Raw genomic sequence first — 17,335 nt, 5'->3', positions numbered from 1 at the left:
GAGACGAACCCATGACAGCGACGATTGACCACGGCCCTGTAGCCGAGGGCGCGAAGCAGGACGATTTCAAGGCGCTCCGCAGCGAGATCGCCGACCTCCGCGCCCGCCTCGACACCTTCGAACGCATCCTCCAGCTCCGCGACGCCACGCTCCCGCCGGCCATCCCCGACCCCTCCCCTACACCCCTCCCCCCCACCCACGACATCGCCGCCGACCAGTTGCTCGCCGCGCAGGACGGCTTCCACCAGCTCGAATGGGGCTCGGAAGGTGCCTTCCGCTGGACCGGCGCCGAAGGCGCGCTCCGCTTCGAGGCCTGGGTCGACCGCGCCGCGCCGCTCGTCGCCACACTCCGCCTGTTCCACTTCGGCACGCCTGCGAACGCCAGGGAAATGACGGTCGAGGTGGAAGGCATGACCCTCGCCCTGAAGCGCGAGGGCAGCAGCAAGGTCTTCCATTCGGAACCCATCCCGCCGCGGCCCGGCACCGGCCCGACCATCCTCGTCGTGAAGGTTCCCCACCTCCATTCGCCGGCCGACCAGGGCAGGCCGGACAAGCGGATCCTCGGCGTCGCCTTCCAGTCGCTGCGCCTCGCCCCGGCATGATCCGACGCCCGTCCGCGCCGCAGCCCGCCCGCCGCATCACGGCGGCGATCTGCACCTACCAGCGCTACGACCTGCTGCCCGGCGCGATCCGCTCCGCGCTCGACCAGTCACTGCCCGCCGAGGCCTTCGAGGTCATCGTCATCGACAATTCCCCCGATGCCGACCTCTCGGCGCGAAAAGCCGAGGCCTTCGGTGCGCATCCCAACCTGACCTGGCGGCATGAACCGCGCCCGGGACTGTCCAACGCGCGCAACGTCGCCGCGGGCCTCGCCGCCGCGCCGCTGATCGCCTTCCTCGACGACGACGCCCGCGCCGACCGCGGCTGGCTCGCCGCGATCGCCGACTGCTTCGACGCGTTCGGCGAGAAGGTGCAGGTCGTGGGCGGCCGCATCCGCCCCTGGTGGGGCGCCGCACGGCCCGGCTGGCTGCCGGATTCGATGCTCGGCGACCTCACCGTGGTCGATCTCGGCGACCGTCGCCGCCTGCTCGAGGATGGCGAATGGGTCGCCGGCGCCAACATCGCCTTCCGCATCGCGGCCCTCGAGGCGATCGGCGGCTTCGACACCTCCCTCGGCCGCAATGGCGGCGGGGCGAGCCTGCTATCGGCCGAGGAAACCGCGGTGACCGACCGGCTGCGTGCCCGCGGCGGCCTCGTCGCCTACGACCCGGACGCGGCGGTCGAGCACTGGGTCGACCCGGACCGGCTGACGCAAGCCTGGTTCCGCCGCCGCGCCGCCTGGCAGGCGGTGTCGGACTACCTGCGCGACCCGAAGGCGCGCCTCGCGCAGCGGGAGGCGTCCTGGGCGGCGACGAAGCGCTACCTGCTCAGCCGCAATCCCGCCGACCGGACGCTGCGCGGCCTCGCGCTCGAACAGCAGGACGCCGGGGATTTCCGCTGGCAGGTCTCGGCCGTCTACAACGCGGTCACAGCGCTTCTCGGCGGGCTGGACGAGCGGGATGACCTCTGATCACAAGGGCGCCTGGGCGGGGCTGCGCGTCCTCGTCCTCTCCCCGGTGCCGACCTGGCCCGTCACCTTCGGCAACCGCAACCGCATCGTCCAGGTGAACCGCGCCCTGCAGCGGGAGGGCGCGCATGTCGCGCTGCTGCACTACCCGTCGGACGACGAATGGCGCAGCCGCCTGCCACGCACCGCGATGGCCGAGATGGCGCGGCAGTGGGAGGAGGTGTTCCACCTCCCCGCCACGCGCCCGCTGCACACCCGCCCGGCGAAGGGCGAGGACCATCGCATCGACGAATGGTGGGACCCCGCGATCGGGCAGATGCTCGACTGGCTGTTCAAGGTGGGCCGCTACGACGCGCTGCTGGTGAACTACACGTGGCTGTCGAAGGCGCTCGAGCACGCTCCGCGGGGCGTGCTGCGGATCCTCGACACGCATGACCGCTTCTCGGGCCGGCGGGACCTGCTGACCGCGAACGGCCTGGCGCCCGAGTACTTCCATACGACGGAAACCGAGGAAGCGGTCGGCCTGAACCGGGCGGACATCGTCTGGGCGATCAAGGCGCAGGAAGAAGCCTTCTTTCGCACCATCACCGACCGTCCCGTCGCCACGCTGCTGCACATGGAACCGCCCGCGGCGCCCTCGCCGCCACCATCGCGCGACGGCGTGCTGCGCTTCGGGATCGTGGGCGGGCGCAACAACGTCAACGCCACCAACATCCGCCGCTTCGCCGAGGCGGCGGACCGCTATCTCGCGCGCACCCTCCTGCCGGTCGAGGTGCTGGTCGCCGGCTCCGTCTGCGACCTGATCGGCGACCTCCGCCAGCCCTGGCTGCGGCTGGTCGGCAGGGTGGCGGAGATGGACGAGCTCTACGCCCAGGTCGATGCTGTGCTGGCGCCGCTCGCCTTCTCGACCGGGCTCAAGATCAAGGTGGGGGAGGCGCTGGCCCGCGCCAAGCCGCTGATCAGCCACGCCCACGCCTTCGAAGGCTACGTTCCCACCCACGCCTTCCACGAATGCCCGGATTTCGAGGCGATGCTGCGCGCCATGCACCAGATCGCGCGCGATCCAGGCCTTCTCGGCGTGCTGGCGGACGCCTCCGCGCGCTCGGTCGCGGCGGCGTCCGCGAGCATCGGGGCGACTCTCGCCGATGCCGGTGCCCGGGCGCGCGCGATTCCGCCATCCGTCATCTTCTTCCTTCGCTTCGACCAGCTGTGCCGCGACAGCCTGTTGCTCGACCACGTCCTCGACGCCGCCCACTACGCCGGCTTCCGCGCCCCGGTCGCCTTCCACCTGTCCGGCGCGCCGGACGCCGCCGAGGACGAGGCGCTCGCCCTGCTCGCCGCGCGCGGCCGCATGCTGGTCGAACCCGAGGCCCTCGACGCGGTCGCCGCGCACCCCGCCATGGCGGAGGCCGACAGCCGGCCGCAGGCCGCGCGGATCGCCGAACTTCTCGCCGAGCCCCATCCCATGGCGTGGTTCGCCCATGCGCCAGAACTTCCGCCCGCGGCGCAGGTCCGCATCCAGGTCGGGGTCGCTCATCTCGGCGCCCTCTGGCTCGCGGGCGGGCGAGAGGACGCGGCGCGAATCGCGACCGCCTTCCCCCGCTTCCTTGCGCTCAGCGCCGCCCCGTCGGCGGATGCCGCGCGGCTCGCCGCGGCGTCCGGCGCCGAAAGGCTGGCCGTGCCCCTGCTCTGGCGCGGGGAGGACAGCCGCCTGCTCGCCTCGCTCAGGGCCACGCCGCGCGGGCCTGTCGCGCTGCTGACCCGCAGGCCGGACGCGCCCGACCTCCTGCCGCTGCTCGCCTTCCTGACCCGCGTTCAGGGGCGGCAGCTGCGCCTGTTCCACGCGGGCGAAGCGCCGCCATCCTGGCCCGCATCCGGTCCGCTCGCGGTACGGACGGAGGCCATCCAGTTGCTGCCGATAGACGCCTTCTTCCGCGCCGCGACCTGGTCCGCCGGCGGGCCCGGCTGCATCATCGAGCATGGCCGCCCGACGACGTCCGTGGCGCGAGAGGTAGCGCTGCGCGCCGGCATTCCGCATCTGTCCGTCGCCGACCCGGCCGCCCCGGCCGTCGCCAAGGCGCAGCCGAGCCTGTCAGGGCGGGCCCGGGGCTTCGTCTCGGCAGCGTTGCTCCTCGCGGCGCTCGATCGGGATGTCGACTGGCGTGAAGCGGATCGCACGCTCGCCGTAGAATACGGGCAGGATGCCGGCTGGGCGCGGATCTGGCGCGAACTGGGCGACCTCGTCGCGGCCTGAGGCAAGGCTGGTCTCCGGGCGGGCCAAGGCGGGAAAACCCACGCTCCGCGAGCGCCCCCGCCGGCAAAGCGCCGCATTTCCCTTCCGCCCCGCCCCAACCCGTGGCACTTGAGGTGCGGGAAAACGCCGAACACGGGAGTGCGTCGATGTCCGCACCGACCTTCACCAACCCCGAGACCATCGCGCTGCACGCCGGCTGGCGGGCGGATCCGACCACCGGCTCGGTCGCGGTGCCGATCCACCAGACGACCTCCTTCCAGTTCCAGGACACCGGCCATGCGGCGCGCCTCTTCGCGCTGGCGGAACTCGGCAACATCTACACCCGCATCATGAACCCGACCGTCGACGTGCTGGAAAAGCGCGTCGCGGCGCTCGAGGGCGGCGTGGCCGGCCTCGCGGTGGGTTCGGGCCAGGCGGCGACGACCTTCTGCGTGATGAACCTGTGCGAGGTCGGGGACAACATCGTCTCCTCCACCGACCTCTACGGCGGCACCTGGAACCTCTTTGCCAATACGCTGAAGCAGTTCGGCATCGAGGTCCGCTTCGTCGACCCGGCCGACCCCGAGAACTTCGCCCGCGCGACCGATGCCCGCACCCGCTGCTGGTACGCCGAGACCCTGCCCAACCCGAAGCTGCACGTCTTCCCGATCGGCGAGGTCGCGGCACTCGGCCGCAAGCTCGGCGTGCCGCTCATCATGGACAATACGGCCGCGCCCGTGATCTGCCGCCCGCTCCAGCACGGCGCGGCGGTCGTGATGCACTCCACCACCAAGTGGATCGGCGGGCATGGCACCAGCATCGGCGGGCTCGTCGTCGATGGCGGTAATTTCGACTGGGAAGCGCATGGCGACCGCTTCCCCACGCTCAACAAGCCCGACCCGTCCTACCACGGCGCGGTCTGGACGCAGGCGGTCAAGCCGCTCGGCCCCATCGCCTACATCATCCGCATGCGCACCTGCCTGCTGCGCGACATCGGCGCGCCCATGGCGCCGATGAACGCCTTCCTGTTCCTCCAGGGGCTGGAGACGCTGCCGCTGCGCATCGAGCGCCACTGCGCCAACGCGCTGAAGGTCGCGGCCCACCTCGCGCAGCATCCGGCCGTCGCCAAGGTGATCCACCCCTCGCTGATGGAGGGCGAGTGGAAGCGCCGCGCGGATGCCTACCTCAAGGGCGGCTATGGCAGCCTGATGGGCATCGAGCTCAAGGGCGGCAAGGAAGCCGGCCAGAAGTTCATCGAGGCGCTGCAGATGTTCTACCACGTGGCCAACATTGGCGACGCCCGCAGCCTCGCCATCCATCCGGCGACGACGACGCACAGCCAGTTGACCGAGGCCGAGCAGGCGGCGTCGGGCGTGACGCCCGGCTATGTGCGCCTGTCCATCGGCATCGAGCATGTGGACGACATCATCGCCGACCTCGACCAGGCGCTGGCCGCCGCGACCGGCCCGAGCATGAAGGCCGCCGCGGAATGAATGCCGACCGCCGCCAGGGCGCGCCCTTCCCCGTCGAGGCGCCGGATGTCCTCGGCGCCTATCCGACGGTGCGACCGCGCCGCAACCGCCGCGACGCGTGGACGCGCCGCCTCGTCGCCGAGAACAGCCTTTCGACCGACGACCTGATCTGGCCGATCTTCGTCATCGAGGGCACGAAGGAAGAACGGCCGGTCGCCTCCATGCCCGGCCAGGTGCGCGTGACCGTCGACCTCGTCGCGAAGCATGTCGAGAAGGCCGCGCGCCTCGGCGTGCCGGCGATCGCCATCTTCCCCGCCACGCCGCCCGAGGCGAAGGACGCGGAGGGCACCGAGGCGCTCAACCCGAACAACCTGATCTGCCGCGCCGCCCGCGAGCTGAAGAAGCACTTCCCCGAACTCGGGCTGGTCGGCGACGTGGCGCTCGACCCCTACACCGACCATGGGCATGACGGCGTGATCCGTGAAACGCGCACGGGGGACTACGTCCACAACGACGATTCCGTCGCGATCCTGGTCCGCCAGGCGGTCAACCAGGCCGAAGCCGGCATCGACGTGATCGCGCCGTCGGACATGATGGACGGGCGCATCGGCGCGATCCGCGCCGCACTCGACGCGCAGGGCTTCATCGACACGCGCATCATGTCCTACGCGGCGAAATACGCCTCGGCCTTCTATGGCCCGTTCCGCGACGCGCTGGGCTCGGGCAAGGCGCTGCGCGGCGACAAGAAGACCTACCAGATGGACCCGGCCAATTCGGACGAGGCGCTGCGCGAGGTCGCACTCGACCTGGCCGAGGGCGCGGACATGGTCATGGTCAAGCCGGGCATGCCGTACCTGGATATCGTCCGGCGCGTGAAGGACCGCTTCGCGGTGCCCACCTTCGCCTACCAGGTGTCGGGCGAGTACGCGATGATCATGGCCGCCGTGCAGAATGGCTGGATCGAGCATGAACGCGCGATGCTGGAGAGCCTGATGGGCTTCAAGCGCGCCGGGGCAAACGGCGTCCTCACCTATTTCGCGGTGGAGGCGGCGGAGGTGCTCCGCCGTGGCTGACGCGCCCCTGCCCGACGAGGCGCTGCGCCGTCCCTGGCACGGCGCCTCCGACCGTGCCGAGGACCCGGCGGTCGCCGTGCTGCGGCTGCAGCGCGCCGAGGTCGAGGCGATGATGGCCTATCGCCGTGCCCCCGAGGCGACCGAGGAACAGGCGCGCGCCTGGCGGCGTCTTGCCACCCTGCGCGAAAAGCGGATGGCGCTGATGCCGACGGCCGAGGCCGCGCGGCTGCCGCCCCTGCCGCCCGGGCCGGCGCGCGGCCTGACCGCCTGGCAGAAGCTGCGGCGCCGCCTCGGACTGATGCGCGAACCGCGCTGACCGCGGCCGGTCGGGGCGCAGCCAGCGCCCGCGACAAAAAATGACGGCCAAGTTCGTATCAATTACGGAACAGTTAATGCGTCATTCAGGCGCCGCCGAGAATATCCGGCCGCGCTCGCTGGGGAGCGCCTGAACTCGACGGGATTTCCGATGCTTCAACTGCTCCGTTCCGGCGGCATGGCCCGTCGGCTCGTCCTCGGCTTCACGGCCGTGCTGGGATTGATGGTCGTGCTCGCCGCCATCGCCGTTCAGCGCGTGAACGACATCAGCCACAGCCTGGCGATCGTCAACGACGTCAACAGCGTGAAGCAGCGCTTCGCCATCAATTTCCGCGGCAGCGTCCATGACCGCGCGATCAGCCTGCGCGACGTCGTCCTGCTGGGCTCGGAAGAAGGCCTGCGGAACGAACTGCGCGAGATCGACCGCCTCGCAGCCTTCTACGCCGAAAGCGGCGTGCGCCTCGACCGGATGATGGGCGCAGGGCGGGAGGTGACGGCGGACGAGACGCGCATCCTCGCCTCGATCAAGGAGACCGAGGCACGCACGATGCCGATCATCCGCGCCGTCATCGACGCCCGCCAGGCGGGCGACCGGGATCGCGCCCATGCGATGCTGATGGAGCAGGCGCGTCCCGCCTTCGTCGAATGGCTCGCGCGCATCAACCAGTTCATCGACCTGCAGGAGGAAAAGAACCGCATCGTCGCCGCCCGCACGCGCGAAGTCGCGGAAGGCTTCCAGACGCTGATCGCCGGCCTGCTCGCAGCGGGGCTCCTGCTCGGCGCCGGCATCGCCTTCTGGGCGATCGCGGCCATCCGTCCGCTGCGTGCGCTGGCCGACACGATGCGCCGGATGGCCGAGGGCAACCTCGATGGCGACATCCCCGGCACCGGCCGGCGCGACGAGGTGGGCCGCATGGCCGAGGCGGTGGGCGTGCTCCGCACCGGCAGCCTCGAGGCCGTCCGCCTGCGCGCAACGCAGGAAGCCGAGCGCGCGGCGGCGCAGGAGGCGCAGGTCTCCGCGCTCCGCGCCATGGCGGACCGTGTGGAGAACGAGACGCTCGGCGCGATGCAGCGGATCGCGCAGAAGGCGCGCGCCCTCGCCGGCGATGCCTCCGCCATGTCCGCCGCGGCGGGCCGCGTCGACCAGAATGCCGGCGCCGCCGGCACCTCCTCCAGCCGCTCGCTCGAGACGACCGAATCCGTCGCCGCGGCGGCCGAGGAACTGACCGAGGCGATCCGCGCCATCACCTCGGAAGTGCGGGAAGCTGCGACCGTCAGCCGCGAGACGGCGGCCGACAGCGCCGAGACCGAGACGGCGATCGTCGCGCTCTCCTCCGCCGTCGGCCAGATCGGGGACGTCACGCGCCTGATCAGCGACATCGCCGGCAAGACCAACCTGCTCGCGCTCAACGCGACGATCGAGGCGGCGCGCGCCGGCGATGCCGGCAAGGGCTTCGCCGTGGTGGCCGGCGAGGTCAAGGAACTGGCCAGCCAGACGGCCCGCGCGACGGAGGAGATCCGCCAGCACATCGAATCCGTGATCGCCCGGACCGATACCGCCGTCGAGACGGTGCGCCGCATCGCCCAGGCGGTTGCGCGGATCGACCGGCTCGCGGCCAACCTCGCCGACGCCGTCGATCGCCAGGACAGCGCGACGCGCGAGATTGCCCGCGGCATCGGCGAGGCCGCGCGCGCAACGCGGGAAGCCTCGCAGAGCATCACGAGCGTCACCGCGGATGCGCGGGATGCCGGTGACCGTGCGGCGCGGACCGAGGCGGAGACGGCGCGCCTCGCCGCCGATGCGGAGGAACTGACGCACCAGGTCGTCAGCATCGTCCGCACCGCGGTGCCCGAGGTGGACCGTCGCAGCGGCCCGCGCCGCCCGACCCAGGCCTCCGCCTCGCTCAGCATCGGCGCGGAGACGCTGGCCGTGGATGTCGTCGATGTCGGCCCGGGCGGCGCAGGCATCCGCGCCGATGCGGCCGCCACGCTGCGCAGCGGCCAGCGCGGCGTGCTCCGGATGCCGGGGCAGGAAGCGCGCCAGGTGGAAGTGCGCCACGTCGCCGCGGATCGGATCGGCCTCGCCTACCTCGAACAGGCCCGCAACCCGGCCCGCGCGGCCTGACGCGGCGCGGCCCGCCGCGCTTGCACAAGCACTCCCGCCGCGCGTGAATGCGCGGCGGGAGGATACACCATGACACCGGACTGGCTTGGCCTCACCGGCCGCGTCGCGATCGTCACCGGCGCGGCCGGCGGGATCGGCGGCGCCATCGCGGCGGAACTGGCCGGCGCCGGCGCCGCCGTCGCGCTGCTCGACCGCGACGGGGATGGCGCGCAGGCGCGCGCGACCGCCTTGCGCGCGGCGGGCGCGACCACCTTCGCCACCGCCTGCGACACCACGGACGAGGCAAGCGTCCGCGCCGCCTTCGCCGCGTGCCGGGGCGCGCTCGGCGATGCCGACATCCTGGTCAACAATGCCGGCATCCTGCGCCCCGGCCCGCTCGCGGAGATCGCGATCGAGGCCTGGAACGCGCTGCTGGCGGTGAACCTGACCGGCTACCTCGCCTGCGCCCAGGCCGCGCGGCCGCAGATGCTGGCGAAGGGCGGCGGGGCGATCGTGCACATCGCCTCGATCGCCGCGTCGAACCCGCAGCCGCGCAGCGGCGCCTACAGCCCTTCGAAGGCCGGCGTCGCCATGCTGTCGCGCCAACTGGCGCTGGAATGGGGGCCGGAGGGCATCCGCAGCAACATCGTCAGCCCCGGCTTCATCCGCACGCCGCTCTCGGAATCCTTCTACCAGTCGCCCGGCATCCTGGAGCGGCGGGAGGCGATGCTGCCGAGCCGGCGCATCGGCACGCCGCAGGACATCGCCGATGCCGTCACCTTCCTCGCGAGTCCGCGCGCCGCCTACGTCAACGGCGCCGAGTTGCTGGTGGATGGCGGCCTCGACCAGGCGCTGATGGAGCTGACGCCCCGCCCGGGCTACTGAGCCAGGAAGTCCGCGACCAGCGCGACCTGCGCCGGGTCCATCAGGGCCGGCGCATGGCCCGCGCCCGCGATCTCCGCGAGCTCGACATTCGGCGCGGCCGCCATCGCGGCCGCCGTCTCCCGCAGGAGAAGGTCGCTTTCCGCGCCGCGGATCAGCAGGACAGGGACGCGCACCCGCTCCCACAGCGCCTGCATGTCGAGCGCCTGCGCCTCCATCGCCCGGATCGGCGCGGCGATCGCCGGGTCGTAGTGCAGCGCGACGCCGCCATCGGCCGGCCGGGCGGATGTCTCGGCCAGGTGCCGCCATTCCGCATCGGACAGATGCCCGAAGGGCGCGTGGACCACGCGCAGATGCGCCTCCAGCGTCGGGATGTCGCGGAAGACGGGCTCGGTGCCGACATAGTCGCGGATGCGCGCCATCGCCGCCTGGGGCACGAAGGCGCCGACATCGTTCAGCACCAGCCGACGGATCGGGTTCCCCGGCGTCGCCGCGATTCCCATGCCGCAGATGCCGCCGAGCGAGGTGCCGACCCAGTCCACCGGCCCGTCGAAGCGCGCGAGCAGGTGCGACAGCGCGGCGATGTAGACCGGCGGCTGGTACAGCATCGGGTCCGGCAGCCAGTCGGAGGCGCCGCGCCCCGGCAGGTCCGGGCAGATCACGCGCCGGCCCTGGGCCGCGAGCGCGGCCGCGAGCGCGTCGAAGTCACGCCCGGACCGTGTCAGCCCATGCACGCAGACCACGGGCGCGCCATCCACCGGCCCCCAATCCCACCAGCGGAGGGTGAAGAACCCGGCCGGCGAGAGCCAGCGCACCGCGCCTTCGCGCATGAACCTCTCCTCTCGCGCCGGCGGCGCCGGCTACAGGATCGCCTTGGCGCGCAGCGCCGCGATCTCCGCGGCATCCATGCCGAGCACGCCGCCCAGCACTTCGTCCGTGTGCTCGCCGAGCACCGGCGGGGCCGACCGGTAGGTGGGCGGCGTCGCGCTCAGTTTCACCGGGTTGGCGATGACCTTCACCGTCGCGCCGCTGCCATGCTGCATCTCGAGCGTCATCTCTCGCGCCTGCACATGCGGGTCGGCGAAGACGTCGGCCAGCGTGTTGATCGGGCCGCAGCCGATCTTCTCGGCTTCCAGCGCCGCCACCCAATCGGCCGTGGTGCGCGACTTCATCACCGGCGTCAGGGTCTCGGTCACCAGGTCGCGGTTGGCGACGCGCTTCGGGTTCGTCGCGAAGCGCTCGTCGGCCAGCAGGTGCGCGCAGCCGAAGGCCTTGCAGAAGCGCTCGAAGGTCGGGTCGTTGCCGACGGCGAGGATGATGTAGCCGTCCTTGGTGGGGAATTCCTGGTAGGGGCTGATGTTCGGGTGCTGGTTGCCCAGCCGCGGCGGGTTGTCCCCCGTCGCCAGGTAGTTCATGCCCTGGTTCGCCAGCCACGCCACATGCGTGTCCAGCATCCCGATGTCGATCTGCTGCCCCTGCCCCGTCGCGTTGCGGTGGTTAAGCGCGGCGAGGATGCCGATGCAGCCATACAGCCCCGCGAACAGGTCCGCGACCGGGATGCCGACCTTCTGCGGGCTGCCATTCGGCTCCCCGGTCAGCGACATGACCCCGCCCATCGCCTGGATCAGCGCGTCGTAGCCGGGACGCGGCGCGTAGGGACCGGTCTGGCCGAAGCCGGTGATCGAGCAGTAGATCAGCCGCGGGTACTTCGCCTTCAGCTGGTCCCAGCCGAGGCCGTACTTGGCCAGCGCGCCAACCTTGAAGTTCTCGACCAGGATGTCGGTCGTCTCGAGCAGCCGGTGCAGGATCGCCTGCGCCTCGGGCTTCGCCATGTCGAGCGTGACCGACTTCTTGTTGCGGTTCACGCCGAGGAAGTAGGCGCTCTCCTTGGTCTCGGGCCAGAAGGGCGGCGCGAAGCCGCGCGTGTCGTCGCCGGCCTCGGGCCGCTCGATCTTGATCACCTCGGCACCCAGGTCGCCCAGCATCTGGGTGCAGGTCGGCCCGGCGAGGACGCGGGTGAGGTCGAGGACGCGAAGGCCCGCGAGCGGGCCGGCAGGGCTGGTCATGCGCTACTCCGGGAAAGGCTCGGGGCGGAGGCTTAGTCCCGGCCCTTGCCGCCGGCAACCCGCGGCCAGGTCTTGGCGCGCTCCCCGCGCGTCGCACGGTCCGCGATCTGCGCGATCCGCGCCGCGCGCGTGTCCGGCCGTTTCGCCTGCGCGATCCATTCGAGGTTCGCCCGGCGGTGGGATGGCGGGAAGCCGGCCCAGGCGGCCTCCGCCCCCGGCGCTGCCGCCAGCGCGGCCAGCAGGTCGGGCGGTTCGACCAGCGCCGTCGCACCAGCGAGCAGCACCCAGGACCCGTCGGCCTTCGCGCGGTCCACCGCCGCGATGCCGGCCGGCGCCATCAGCCCCGCGGCGGCAAGGCGCGCGACGCGGTCCTTGTTCAGGCCCGACCACGCGCTGCCCGGCTTGCGCGGGGACATCAGCAGCAGGGAACGCCGCGCATCGAGCTTGCCCGGCCGGCTGTCGATCCAGCCGAAGCAGAGCGCCTCCTCCGCCGCCTCGGCCGCCGGCAGCACCGGCAGCCCGCTGTCCTTGCGGTTCAGCACCAGCCAGACGCTGCCCGAGGTCGCGTGGTTGGCTTCGAGCCAGGCGCGCCACGCGGCACGCGTCGGGGCCTCGACCAGCGGGATGTCGAGAGGCGTCCTGGGCGTATCCGGCATGGCGCGTCGATCCGTCACGGCCACCGGCCGCGCCGGCGGACGTGGCGCGCCTCCGGGCCCCGTGCAAGCCTCGCGGCGGAGGCTCCATGGCAACGGACTCGGACGACACCGGAACCGCGGCGCGCGCCGCGGCGGCACTTGCGTGGCTCGAGGCGCGGATCGACGCGCTCTCGGCAGGGGTGCTCGGCGATCCGCGGCTGCTCGCGCTCGAAGCGCGCTGGCGCGGGCTGCACCGCCTGGTCGCGGCAGCGCGCGGCGAACGCCATGTCGCGCTTCGGCTCCTCGACGCGCCGGACCACATGCTGCGCCGCGATCTTGCCCGCGCGGAGCGCTTCGACCGCACGCTGGTCTTCAAGCGCGTGCACGACGATGTCTTCGGCATCGACGCGTCCGAGCCCTTCAGCCTGCTGCTGGTCGACATCGCCTGGTCCGACGCGGCGGAGGACGTCGCCGCCCTCGCCGCGTTCGCGCGCATCGCCGCCGCCAGTCCCGCGCTGTGCCTGACGCAGGCCGCGCCCGCCATGTTCGGCCTCGCCGACTGGCGCGAGGCGCGGACGGCCGAGGCCATGGCGGAGGCGCCGCTGCACCGCCGGGCGGACTGGCTCGCGCTGCGCGACATGCCCGAGGCGCGGCACCTGGCGCTCGCGCTGCCGCGGGCCCTGGTGCGCGTCGGCGATGCGCCGGCGCGCCATTGCTGGCTGCCCGCCGCATGGCTCGTGGCCGCCAGCATCGTCCGCAGCGCCGCGGATCTCGGCGTCGGCACCTGGATGTGGGGGCATCAGGGCGGTGGACGGATCGCCGACCTTCCCACCGCCGATCTCGGCCCCGCGCCCGACGGGCGCGGCGACCGGCGCTCGCTCGACTGCCGCGTCTGGGCGGATACGCTCGATCTCCGGCTCGGGTCGCTCGGCTTCGTGCCGGTGACGCAGGACCCGCCGCACCTGGTGCCCGCCGATGCCGAGCTGCCGGCCGCGGCGGTCATCTTCTCGGCGCCCAGCCTGCACCGGCCCCGGCGCTACGAAGACCCGGCCGTGTCGGCCGATGCCGCCATCGCCGCACGGCTGTGGTTCGCCCTGTCGGTGGTGCAGGTGCTGCACGCGCTGAAGCTGATCGCGCGCGACGGGCGCGCGGCCGGCCGGGCGCCCGCGGAGATCGAGGCGCGCCTCGCCCGCTGGGTCGCGGCACAGACGGGGGAGCGAACGCCAACGCGGCTCTTCCCATTGCTGGAGGGTGCGGCGCAACTGCTGCCGCCGGGCGACGGCGCGGGCCCGTGGAATGTGCGCCTCATGGCGCGCCCGCCGCTCGGCATGGCGGAACTGTCCCGGCCTTTCCCCCTGACCGTGGCGGTGCCGGTCGGCTGAGGCCGGCCGATCCGCCCCCGGAACCCCACGGCGGTTCCCTCCCGCGCCGCCCGGGTCTATTCCTCCCGCCCTAAGCAAGACCCCGAGGAGCGCCCGATGCTCGACCGCCCGCACCCGACCCCCGCCGCGCCGACCGCGGACCCCTTCGCGCTGGCGAAGGCGCTGTCCGGCGTCCATTTCATCGGCGGCGCCTATGTGCCGGCGCGGGCGGGCAAGACCTTCGCCGTGGTGAACCCGGCCACGGGCGCTGAAATCGCCCGCGCGGCCGAAGGCGACGCGGCGGATGTCGATGCCGCGGTGCAGAACGCGGCGAAGGCCCAGAAGGAATGGGCGAAGGTTCCCGCGCGCAAGCGCGGTGCCCTGGTTCACCAATGCGCCCAGCTGCTGAAGGAACATGTGGACGAGCTCGGCCGGCTGATCGCGCTCGAAACCGGCAAGGCGCTGCGCACCGAATCCCGCGTCGAGGCGAATGTCGTCGCCGATGTCTTCGAGTTCTTCGGCGGCCTGGGGTCCGAGCTGAAGGGCGAGAGCGTGCCCTTCGCGCCGAACGTGCTGTCCGTGACGGTGCGCGAGCCCCTCGGCGTGGTCGGCGCGATCATCCCCTGGAACGTGCCGATGCTGCTGATGGCGCTGAAGGTCGCGCCCGCGCTGGTCGCCGGCAATGCGGTGGTGGTGAAGTCGGCCGAGGAAGCCCCGCTCGCGGTGCTGCGCATCTGCGAGATCATGAACCGCGTGCTGCCGCCCGGCGTGTTCAACATGGTGTCCGGCTTCGGCCCGGAATGCGGCGCGCCGCTCGTCACCCACCCGCTCGTGCGCAAGGTGACCTTCACCGGCTCGGTCGAGACCGGGAAGATCGTCGCGCGCGCCGCGGCCGACAAGCTGATCCCCGTGACGCTCGAACTCGGCGGCAAGTCGCCGATGATCGTCTTCGCCGATTGCGACTTCGACAAGACGGTCTCCGGCGCGCTGACCTCCATGCGCTTCACGCGCCAGGGCCAGTCCTGCACCGCGGCGAGCCGCATCTACGTCGAGCGCCCGATCTTCGACCGCTTCGTCACGGCGATGAAGGATGCGGTGAACGGCATGGTCATGGGCGACCCGCTGGACGAGAAGACCGACATCGGCACCATCGTCAGCGAAGGCCAGTTGGAGAAGGTGAAGGCCTACATCGCCGAGGGCGCGGCGACGCCGGGCGCGACGGCGCATGTCTGCTCGGCCATGCCGACCGACCCGGCGCTGAAGAAGGGCCTGTTCATCCAGCCGGTGATCTTCACCGGCCTGACGAAGGACAGCCGCCTGGTGCGGGAGGAAATCTTCGGGCCCGTCACCGTGATCCAGGCCTTCGACGAACCCGAGGCGGTGCTGGCCGAGGCGAATGATTCCGACTACGGCCTCGCCGCCAGCCTGTGGACGAACAACCTGAAGGTCGGGCTCGACCTCGCGCACCGGCTGGAAGCGGGGCTGGTGCAGATCAACCAGAACCTCGTTGTGCAGGCGAACCTGTCCTATGGCGGCGTGAAGTCCTCGGGCCTGGGCAAGGAAGCCTCGCTCGAGGCGATGCTCGAGCACTTCACGCACAAGAAGACCATCATGGTGAACATGGCCTGACGACGATGCGCCGCATCCTCGCGCTCGCCCTGCTGCTCGCCGCCTGCGCCGCGGAACCCCCGCCGGCGCCGGCCCCCGATCCGGCGCCGCCCCCGCCCGTCGGGTGGCGGCAGATCCCTTCGCTGTCCACCAGCGGGGATATCGTCAGCGGCTATGTGCAGGATCGCGGCCTCGTCACCTCCGGGCCCGTGCGGCGGGCCTGGATCCTGCTGAACCTGCGCGAGCCCATCCCGATCCCCGAGACCGGCGGCCGCGCGCAATCCGTCCGCTTCGTCGGCGAATACCGCTGCGCGCAGCGCGAATGGCGGCCGCTGGAAGGCGCTTGGTTCGCGCGCCAGAACGCGCAGCAGCCTGTCCATGCCGAGCGCCCGCGCAGCGCGGGCTTCCGCCCCGCGGCGGCGGGCACGCTGGGTGGCGCCTTCCTGGATGCGGCCTGCGGCCTGTAGCGCCGCCTACGCTAGTCGCCCCATTCGCCGAACAGGCGGAAGCGCAGCGCCCGCAAGGCCTGCCGGTCGGCGCCGGCCGCCTCGGCCCGGCGACAGGCCTCGATCGCGGGGCGGATGCGCCGTGCCATCCGATGCGCATCGGACAATCCGATCCAGGCCGCGGCGAGGTCCGGCGCGGCTTCGCTGGCCGCGGCATAGGCCGCCGCCGCTTCCTCGATCGCCCCGCCCGCCAGCAGGACGCCCGCCGCCCTGATCTGGCCCTGCGGTGTCAGCCCGCCGCGCGACAGCGCCGCCTGCGCGGCCGTCATCGCCGCCGCCGCGGCGCCACGGGCGGCATGGCCCTCGGCCAGGGCGAGCACGGCATCGGGTGCCTCCGCCTCGACGCCGAGGGCGCGCGCCAGCGCGCGCTGCGCTTCCTCCGGCGCCACCCCGTCCAGCAGGAGTTCGGCGCAGCGCGCGGCGAGCCGTTCCGCGCCGCGATGCTGCGCCAGCCCCTGCAGCGCCGTCTCCGCCGCCTCCGCCATCCGGCCCGCGGCCGCCAGCGCATCCGCCCGGCCGAGCCAGAGATTCGGCGGCACCACCCGGCCCGGCTCGACCAGCCCGGCATAGGCCTCGACGGCCAGGTCGGTTTCACCGACCGACAGCGCGATCTGGGCGAGGCGCGTGGCGAGCGCGCGGCTCGACGGCACGGCCGCCGCGCCCATCCGCACCGCCTCCAGCGCATCCCGCAGGCGCTGCTGCTGCACGAGCGCGTTGGCGAGCACAAGATGCCCCACCTCCTGCGCCGCATCGAGCGCGAGCGCCCGGCGCGCCTCGCGCTCCGCCGGCCCGGTCTTGCGGGCGGCGAGCAGAAGCTGCGCATGCCGCGCCGCCAGCCCCGCCGCGTCGGGATGCGCCGCGACGGCCCGCCCGGCCGCCTCCAGCCCATCGGCGAAGCGGCGCTGCCGCCACAGCGCGTCGAGCAGCCCCTCCCAGCCATCGGCGAGCGCCGGCGCCGCCTCGGCCACGGCGGCGAAGGCGTCGCCCGCCTCCGCGGCGTCGCCCAGGCGAAAGGCGAGCCGGGCTAGGCACATCCGTAGCTCGATCGACGCCGGGTGCAGCGCCGCGCCGCGCCGCGCCGCCGCCAGCGCCGCCACGAAACGCCGCGCCCCGTCGAGCCGGGCGATGAGGTCCAGCCAGGCCGGCTCCGGCGCCCCCGCCAGCACCATCTCGTCGAGCAACGCGGCCAGCAGGGGTTCGGCGTCGGGCCAGGGTTCGACCAGCAGCAGCCCGATCCGCGCGGCGCGATGGGCCGGATCGTGTTCCAGCGCGCGCTGGAAGGTGCGCGCGGCCATGCGCGGCCGGCCGGCCGCGAGCAGCGCCTCCGCCAGGGCCACATGGGCCGACGGGTCGGCGGGGGCGGCGCGGATCATGGCCTGCGCCGCGGCCATCGCGACGTCGGGCTCCGCCGGGCCGGCCGCCGGAGCTTTCCATTCCGTCATCGTCATGGTTTGCGGGTATCAGGACCGCCGCGCGCCGTCCATCCTCGCGGAAGGGGGATGCGCTTTCGCAC

At 72.8% G+C, this 17,335-nt stretch carries 15 protein-coding genes; 11 read left to right on the top strand and 4 right to left on the bottom strand.

Going from position 1 to position 17,335, the window contains the following annotated elements:
• The first annotated feature begins 11 nt into the window (after positions 1-11).
• From J5Y09_RS04520 to J5Y09_RS04485, 8 genes are all read left to right on the top strand, one after another.
• A complete protein-coding gene (locus J5Y09_RS04520) occupies positions 12-602 on the top strand; it encodes a hypothetical protein (protein WP_209350565.1) in 591 nt (196 codons plus the stop codon).
• Positions 599-1,570 carry a glycosyltransferase family 2 protein gene (locus J5Y09_RS04515; protein WP_209350564.1) on the top strand — a complete coding sequence of 324 codons (972 nt, stop codon included), beginning with the start codon at positions 599-601 and terminating at the stop codon, positions 1,568-1,570. Before J5Y09_RS04520 ends, J5Y09_RS04515 begins: the two co-directional genes overlap by 4 nt.
• On the top strand, positions 1,560-3,821 hold the full coding sequence (locus tag J5Y09_RS04510; RefSeq protein WP_209350563.1) for a glycosyltransferase: 2,262 nt from the start codon (positions 1,560-1,562) through the stop codon (positions 3,819-3,821). The genes J5Y09_RS04515 and J5Y09_RS04510 overlap by 11 nt, the downstream gene beginning before the upstream one ends.
• A 146-nt stretch (positions 3,822-3,967) precedes the next feature.
• A complete protein-coding gene (locus J5Y09_RS04505; protein WP_209350562.1) occupies positions 3,968-5,293 on the top strand; it encodes an O-acetylhomoserine aminocarboxypropyltransferase/cysteine synthase family protein in 1,326 nt (441 codons plus the stop codon).
• Positions 5,290-6,345 carry a porphobilinogen synthase gene (gene hemB, locus J5Y09_RS04500; RefSeq protein WP_209350561.1) on the top strand — a complete coding sequence of 352 codons (1,056 nt, stop codon included), beginning with the start codon at positions 5,290-5,292 and terminating at the stop codon, positions 6,343-6,345. Before J5Y09_RS04505 ends, hemB begins: the two co-directional genes overlap by 4 nt.
• Positions 6,338-6,661: a hypothetical protein gene (locus tag J5Y09_RS04495; RefSeq protein ID WP_209350560.1), complete on the top strand. Its 324-nt coding sequence runs from the start codon at positions 6,338-6,340 to the stop codon at positions 6,659-6,661. Before hemB ends, J5Y09_RS04495 begins: the two co-directional genes overlap by 8 nt.
• Positions 6,662-6,811: 150 nt before the next feature.
• Complete coding sequence (locus J5Y09_RS04490; protein ID WP_209350559.1) at positions 6,812-8,785, top strand: methyl-accepting chemotaxis protein; 1,974 nt, start codon at positions 6,812-6,814, stop codon at positions 8,783-8,785.
• A 69-nt stretch (positions 8,786-8,854) separates the two neighbouring features.
• A complete protein-coding gene (locus J5Y09_RS04485) occupies positions 8,855-9,649 on the top strand; it encodes an SDR family NAD(P)-dependent oxidoreductase (protein ID WP_209350558.1) in 795 nt (264 codons plus the stop codon).
• Here J5Y09_RS04485 and J5Y09_RS04480 read toward each other — a convergent pair.
• The 3 genes from J5Y09_RS04480 to J5Y09_RS04470 are packed head-to-tail and all read right to left on the bottom strand — an operon-like array spanning position 9,643 to position 12,368.
• Complete coding sequence (locus tag J5Y09_RS04480; protein ID WP_209350557.1) at positions 9,643-10,476, bottom strand: alpha/beta fold hydrolase; 834 nt, start codon at positions 10,474-10,476, stop codon at positions 9,643-9,645. The two genes, J5Y09_RS04485 and J5Y09_RS04480, sit on opposite strands and share 7 nt — an antisense overlap.
• A gap of 30 nt (positions 10,477-10,506) precedes the next feature.
• Complete coding sequence (locus J5Y09_RS04475; protein ID WP_209350556.1) at positions 10,507-11,712, bottom strand: CaiB/BaiF CoA transferase family protein; 1,206 nt, start codon at positions 11,710-11,712, stop codon at positions 10,507-10,509.
• A 32-nt stretch (positions 11,713-11,744) separates the two neighbouring features.
• A complete protein-coding gene (locus J5Y09_RS04470) occupies positions 11,745-12,368 on the bottom strand; it encodes a YdeI/OmpD-associated family protein (protein WP_209350555.1) in 624 nt (207 codons plus the stop codon).
• A gap of 86 nt (positions 12,369-12,454) precedes the next feature.
• On the opposite strand from J5Y09_RS04470, the gene J5Y09_RS04465 reads away from it, so the two are divergent.
• From J5Y09_RS04465 to J5Y09_RS04455, 3 genes are all read left to right on the top strand, one after another.
• Entirely contained in the window at positions 12,455-13,729 is a 1,275-nt protein-coding gene (locus tag J5Y09_RS04465; RefSeq protein WP_209350554.1) for a type VI secretion system contractile sheath domain-containing protein, read from the top strand.
• A gap of 96 nt (positions 13,730-13,825) precedes the next feature.
• A complete protein-coding gene (locus tag J5Y09_RS04460; protein WP_209350553.1) occupies positions 13,826-15,337 on the top strand; it encodes an aldehyde dehydrogenase family protein in 1,512 nt (503 codons plus the stop codon).
• A gap of 5 nt (positions 15,338-15,342) precedes the next feature.
• Positions 15,343-15,783, top strand: a complete 441-nt coding sequence (locus tag J5Y09_RS04455) for a surface-adhesin E family protein (RefSeq protein ID WP_209350552.1) — start codon at positions 15,343-15,345, stop codon at positions 15,781-15,783.
• An 11-nt stretch (positions 15,784-15,794) separates the two neighbouring features.
• Here the strand turns inward: J5Y09_RS04455 and J5Y09_RS04450 are convergent, their stop codons facing one another.
• Positions 15,795-17,270: a tetratricopeptide repeat protein gene (locus J5Y09_RS04450; protein ID WP_209350551.1), complete on the bottom strand. Its 1,476-nt coding sequence runs from the start codon at positions 17,268-17,270 to the stop codon at positions 15,795-15,797.
• Positions 17,271-17,335: the final 65 nt, after the last annotated feature.

Source organism: Roseomonas nitratireducens (genome assembly GCF_017813355.1).
In the GTDB taxonomy this organism is placed as follows: Bacteria; Pseudomonadota; Alphaproteobacteria; order Acetobacterales; family Acetobacteraceae; genus Neoroseomonas; species Neoroseomonas nitratireducens.
Note: the sequence above shows the minus strand (reverse complement) of the source record. Positions and strands in the feature narration are given on the sequence as shown.

Coding starts and splice junctions, on each gene's coding strand:
- J5Y09_RS04455 (WP_209350552.1), top strand. CDS start 15,343: ATGCGCCGCATCCTCGCGCTCGCCCTGCTGCTCGCCGCCTGCGCCGCG.
- J5Y09_RS04450 (WP_209350551.1), bottom strand. CDS start 17,270: ATGACGATGACGGAATGGAAAGCTCCGGCGGCCGGCCCGGCGGAGCCC.
- J5Y09_RS04490 (WP_209350559.1), top strand. CDS start 6,812: ATGCTTCAACTGCTCCGTTCCGGCGGCATGGCCCGTCGGCTCGTCCTC.
- J5Y09_RS04485 (WP_209350558.1), top strand. CDS start 8,855: ATGACACCGGACTGGCTTGGCCTCACCGGCCGCGTCGCGATCGTCACC.
- J5Y09_RS04505 (WP_209350562.1), top strand. CDS start 3,968: ATGTCCGCACCGACCTTCACCAACCCCGAGACCATCGCGCTGCACGCC.
- J5Y09_RS04465 (WP_209350554.1), top strand. CDS start 12,455: ATGGCAACGGACTCGGACGACACCGGAACCGCGGCGCGCGCCGCGGCG.
- J5Y09_RS04480 (WP_209350557.1), bottom strand. CDS start 10,476: ATGCGCGAAGGCGCGGTGCGCTGGCTCTCGCCGGCCGGGTTCTTCACC.
- J5Y09_RS04510 (WP_209350563.1), top strand. CDS start 1,560: ATGACCTCTGATCACAAGGGCGCCTGGGCGGGGCTGCGCGTCCTCGTC.
- J5Y09_RS04520 (WP_209350565.1), top strand. CDS start 12: ATGACAGCGACGATTGACCACGGCCCTGTAGCCGAGGGCGCGAAGCAG.
- J5Y09_RS04470 (WP_209350555.1), bottom strand. CDS start 12,368: ATGCCGGATACGCCCAGGACGCCTCTCGACATCCCGCTGGTCGAGGCC.
- J5Y09_RS04515 (WP_209350564.1), top strand. CDS start 599: ATGATCCGACGCCCGTCCGCGCCGCAGCCCGCCCGCCGCATCACGGCG.
- hemB (WP_209350561.1), top strand. CDS start 5,290: ATGAATGCCGACCGCCGCCAGGGCGCGCCCTTCCCCGTCGAGGCGCCG.
- J5Y09_RS04460 (WP_209350553.1), top strand. CDS start 13,826: ATGCTCGACCGCCCGCACCCGACCCCCGCCGCGCCGACCGCGGACCCC.
- J5Y09_RS04475 (WP_209350556.1), bottom strand. CDS start 11,712: ATGACCAGCCCTGCCGGCCCGCTCGCGGGCCTTCGCGTCCTCGACCTC.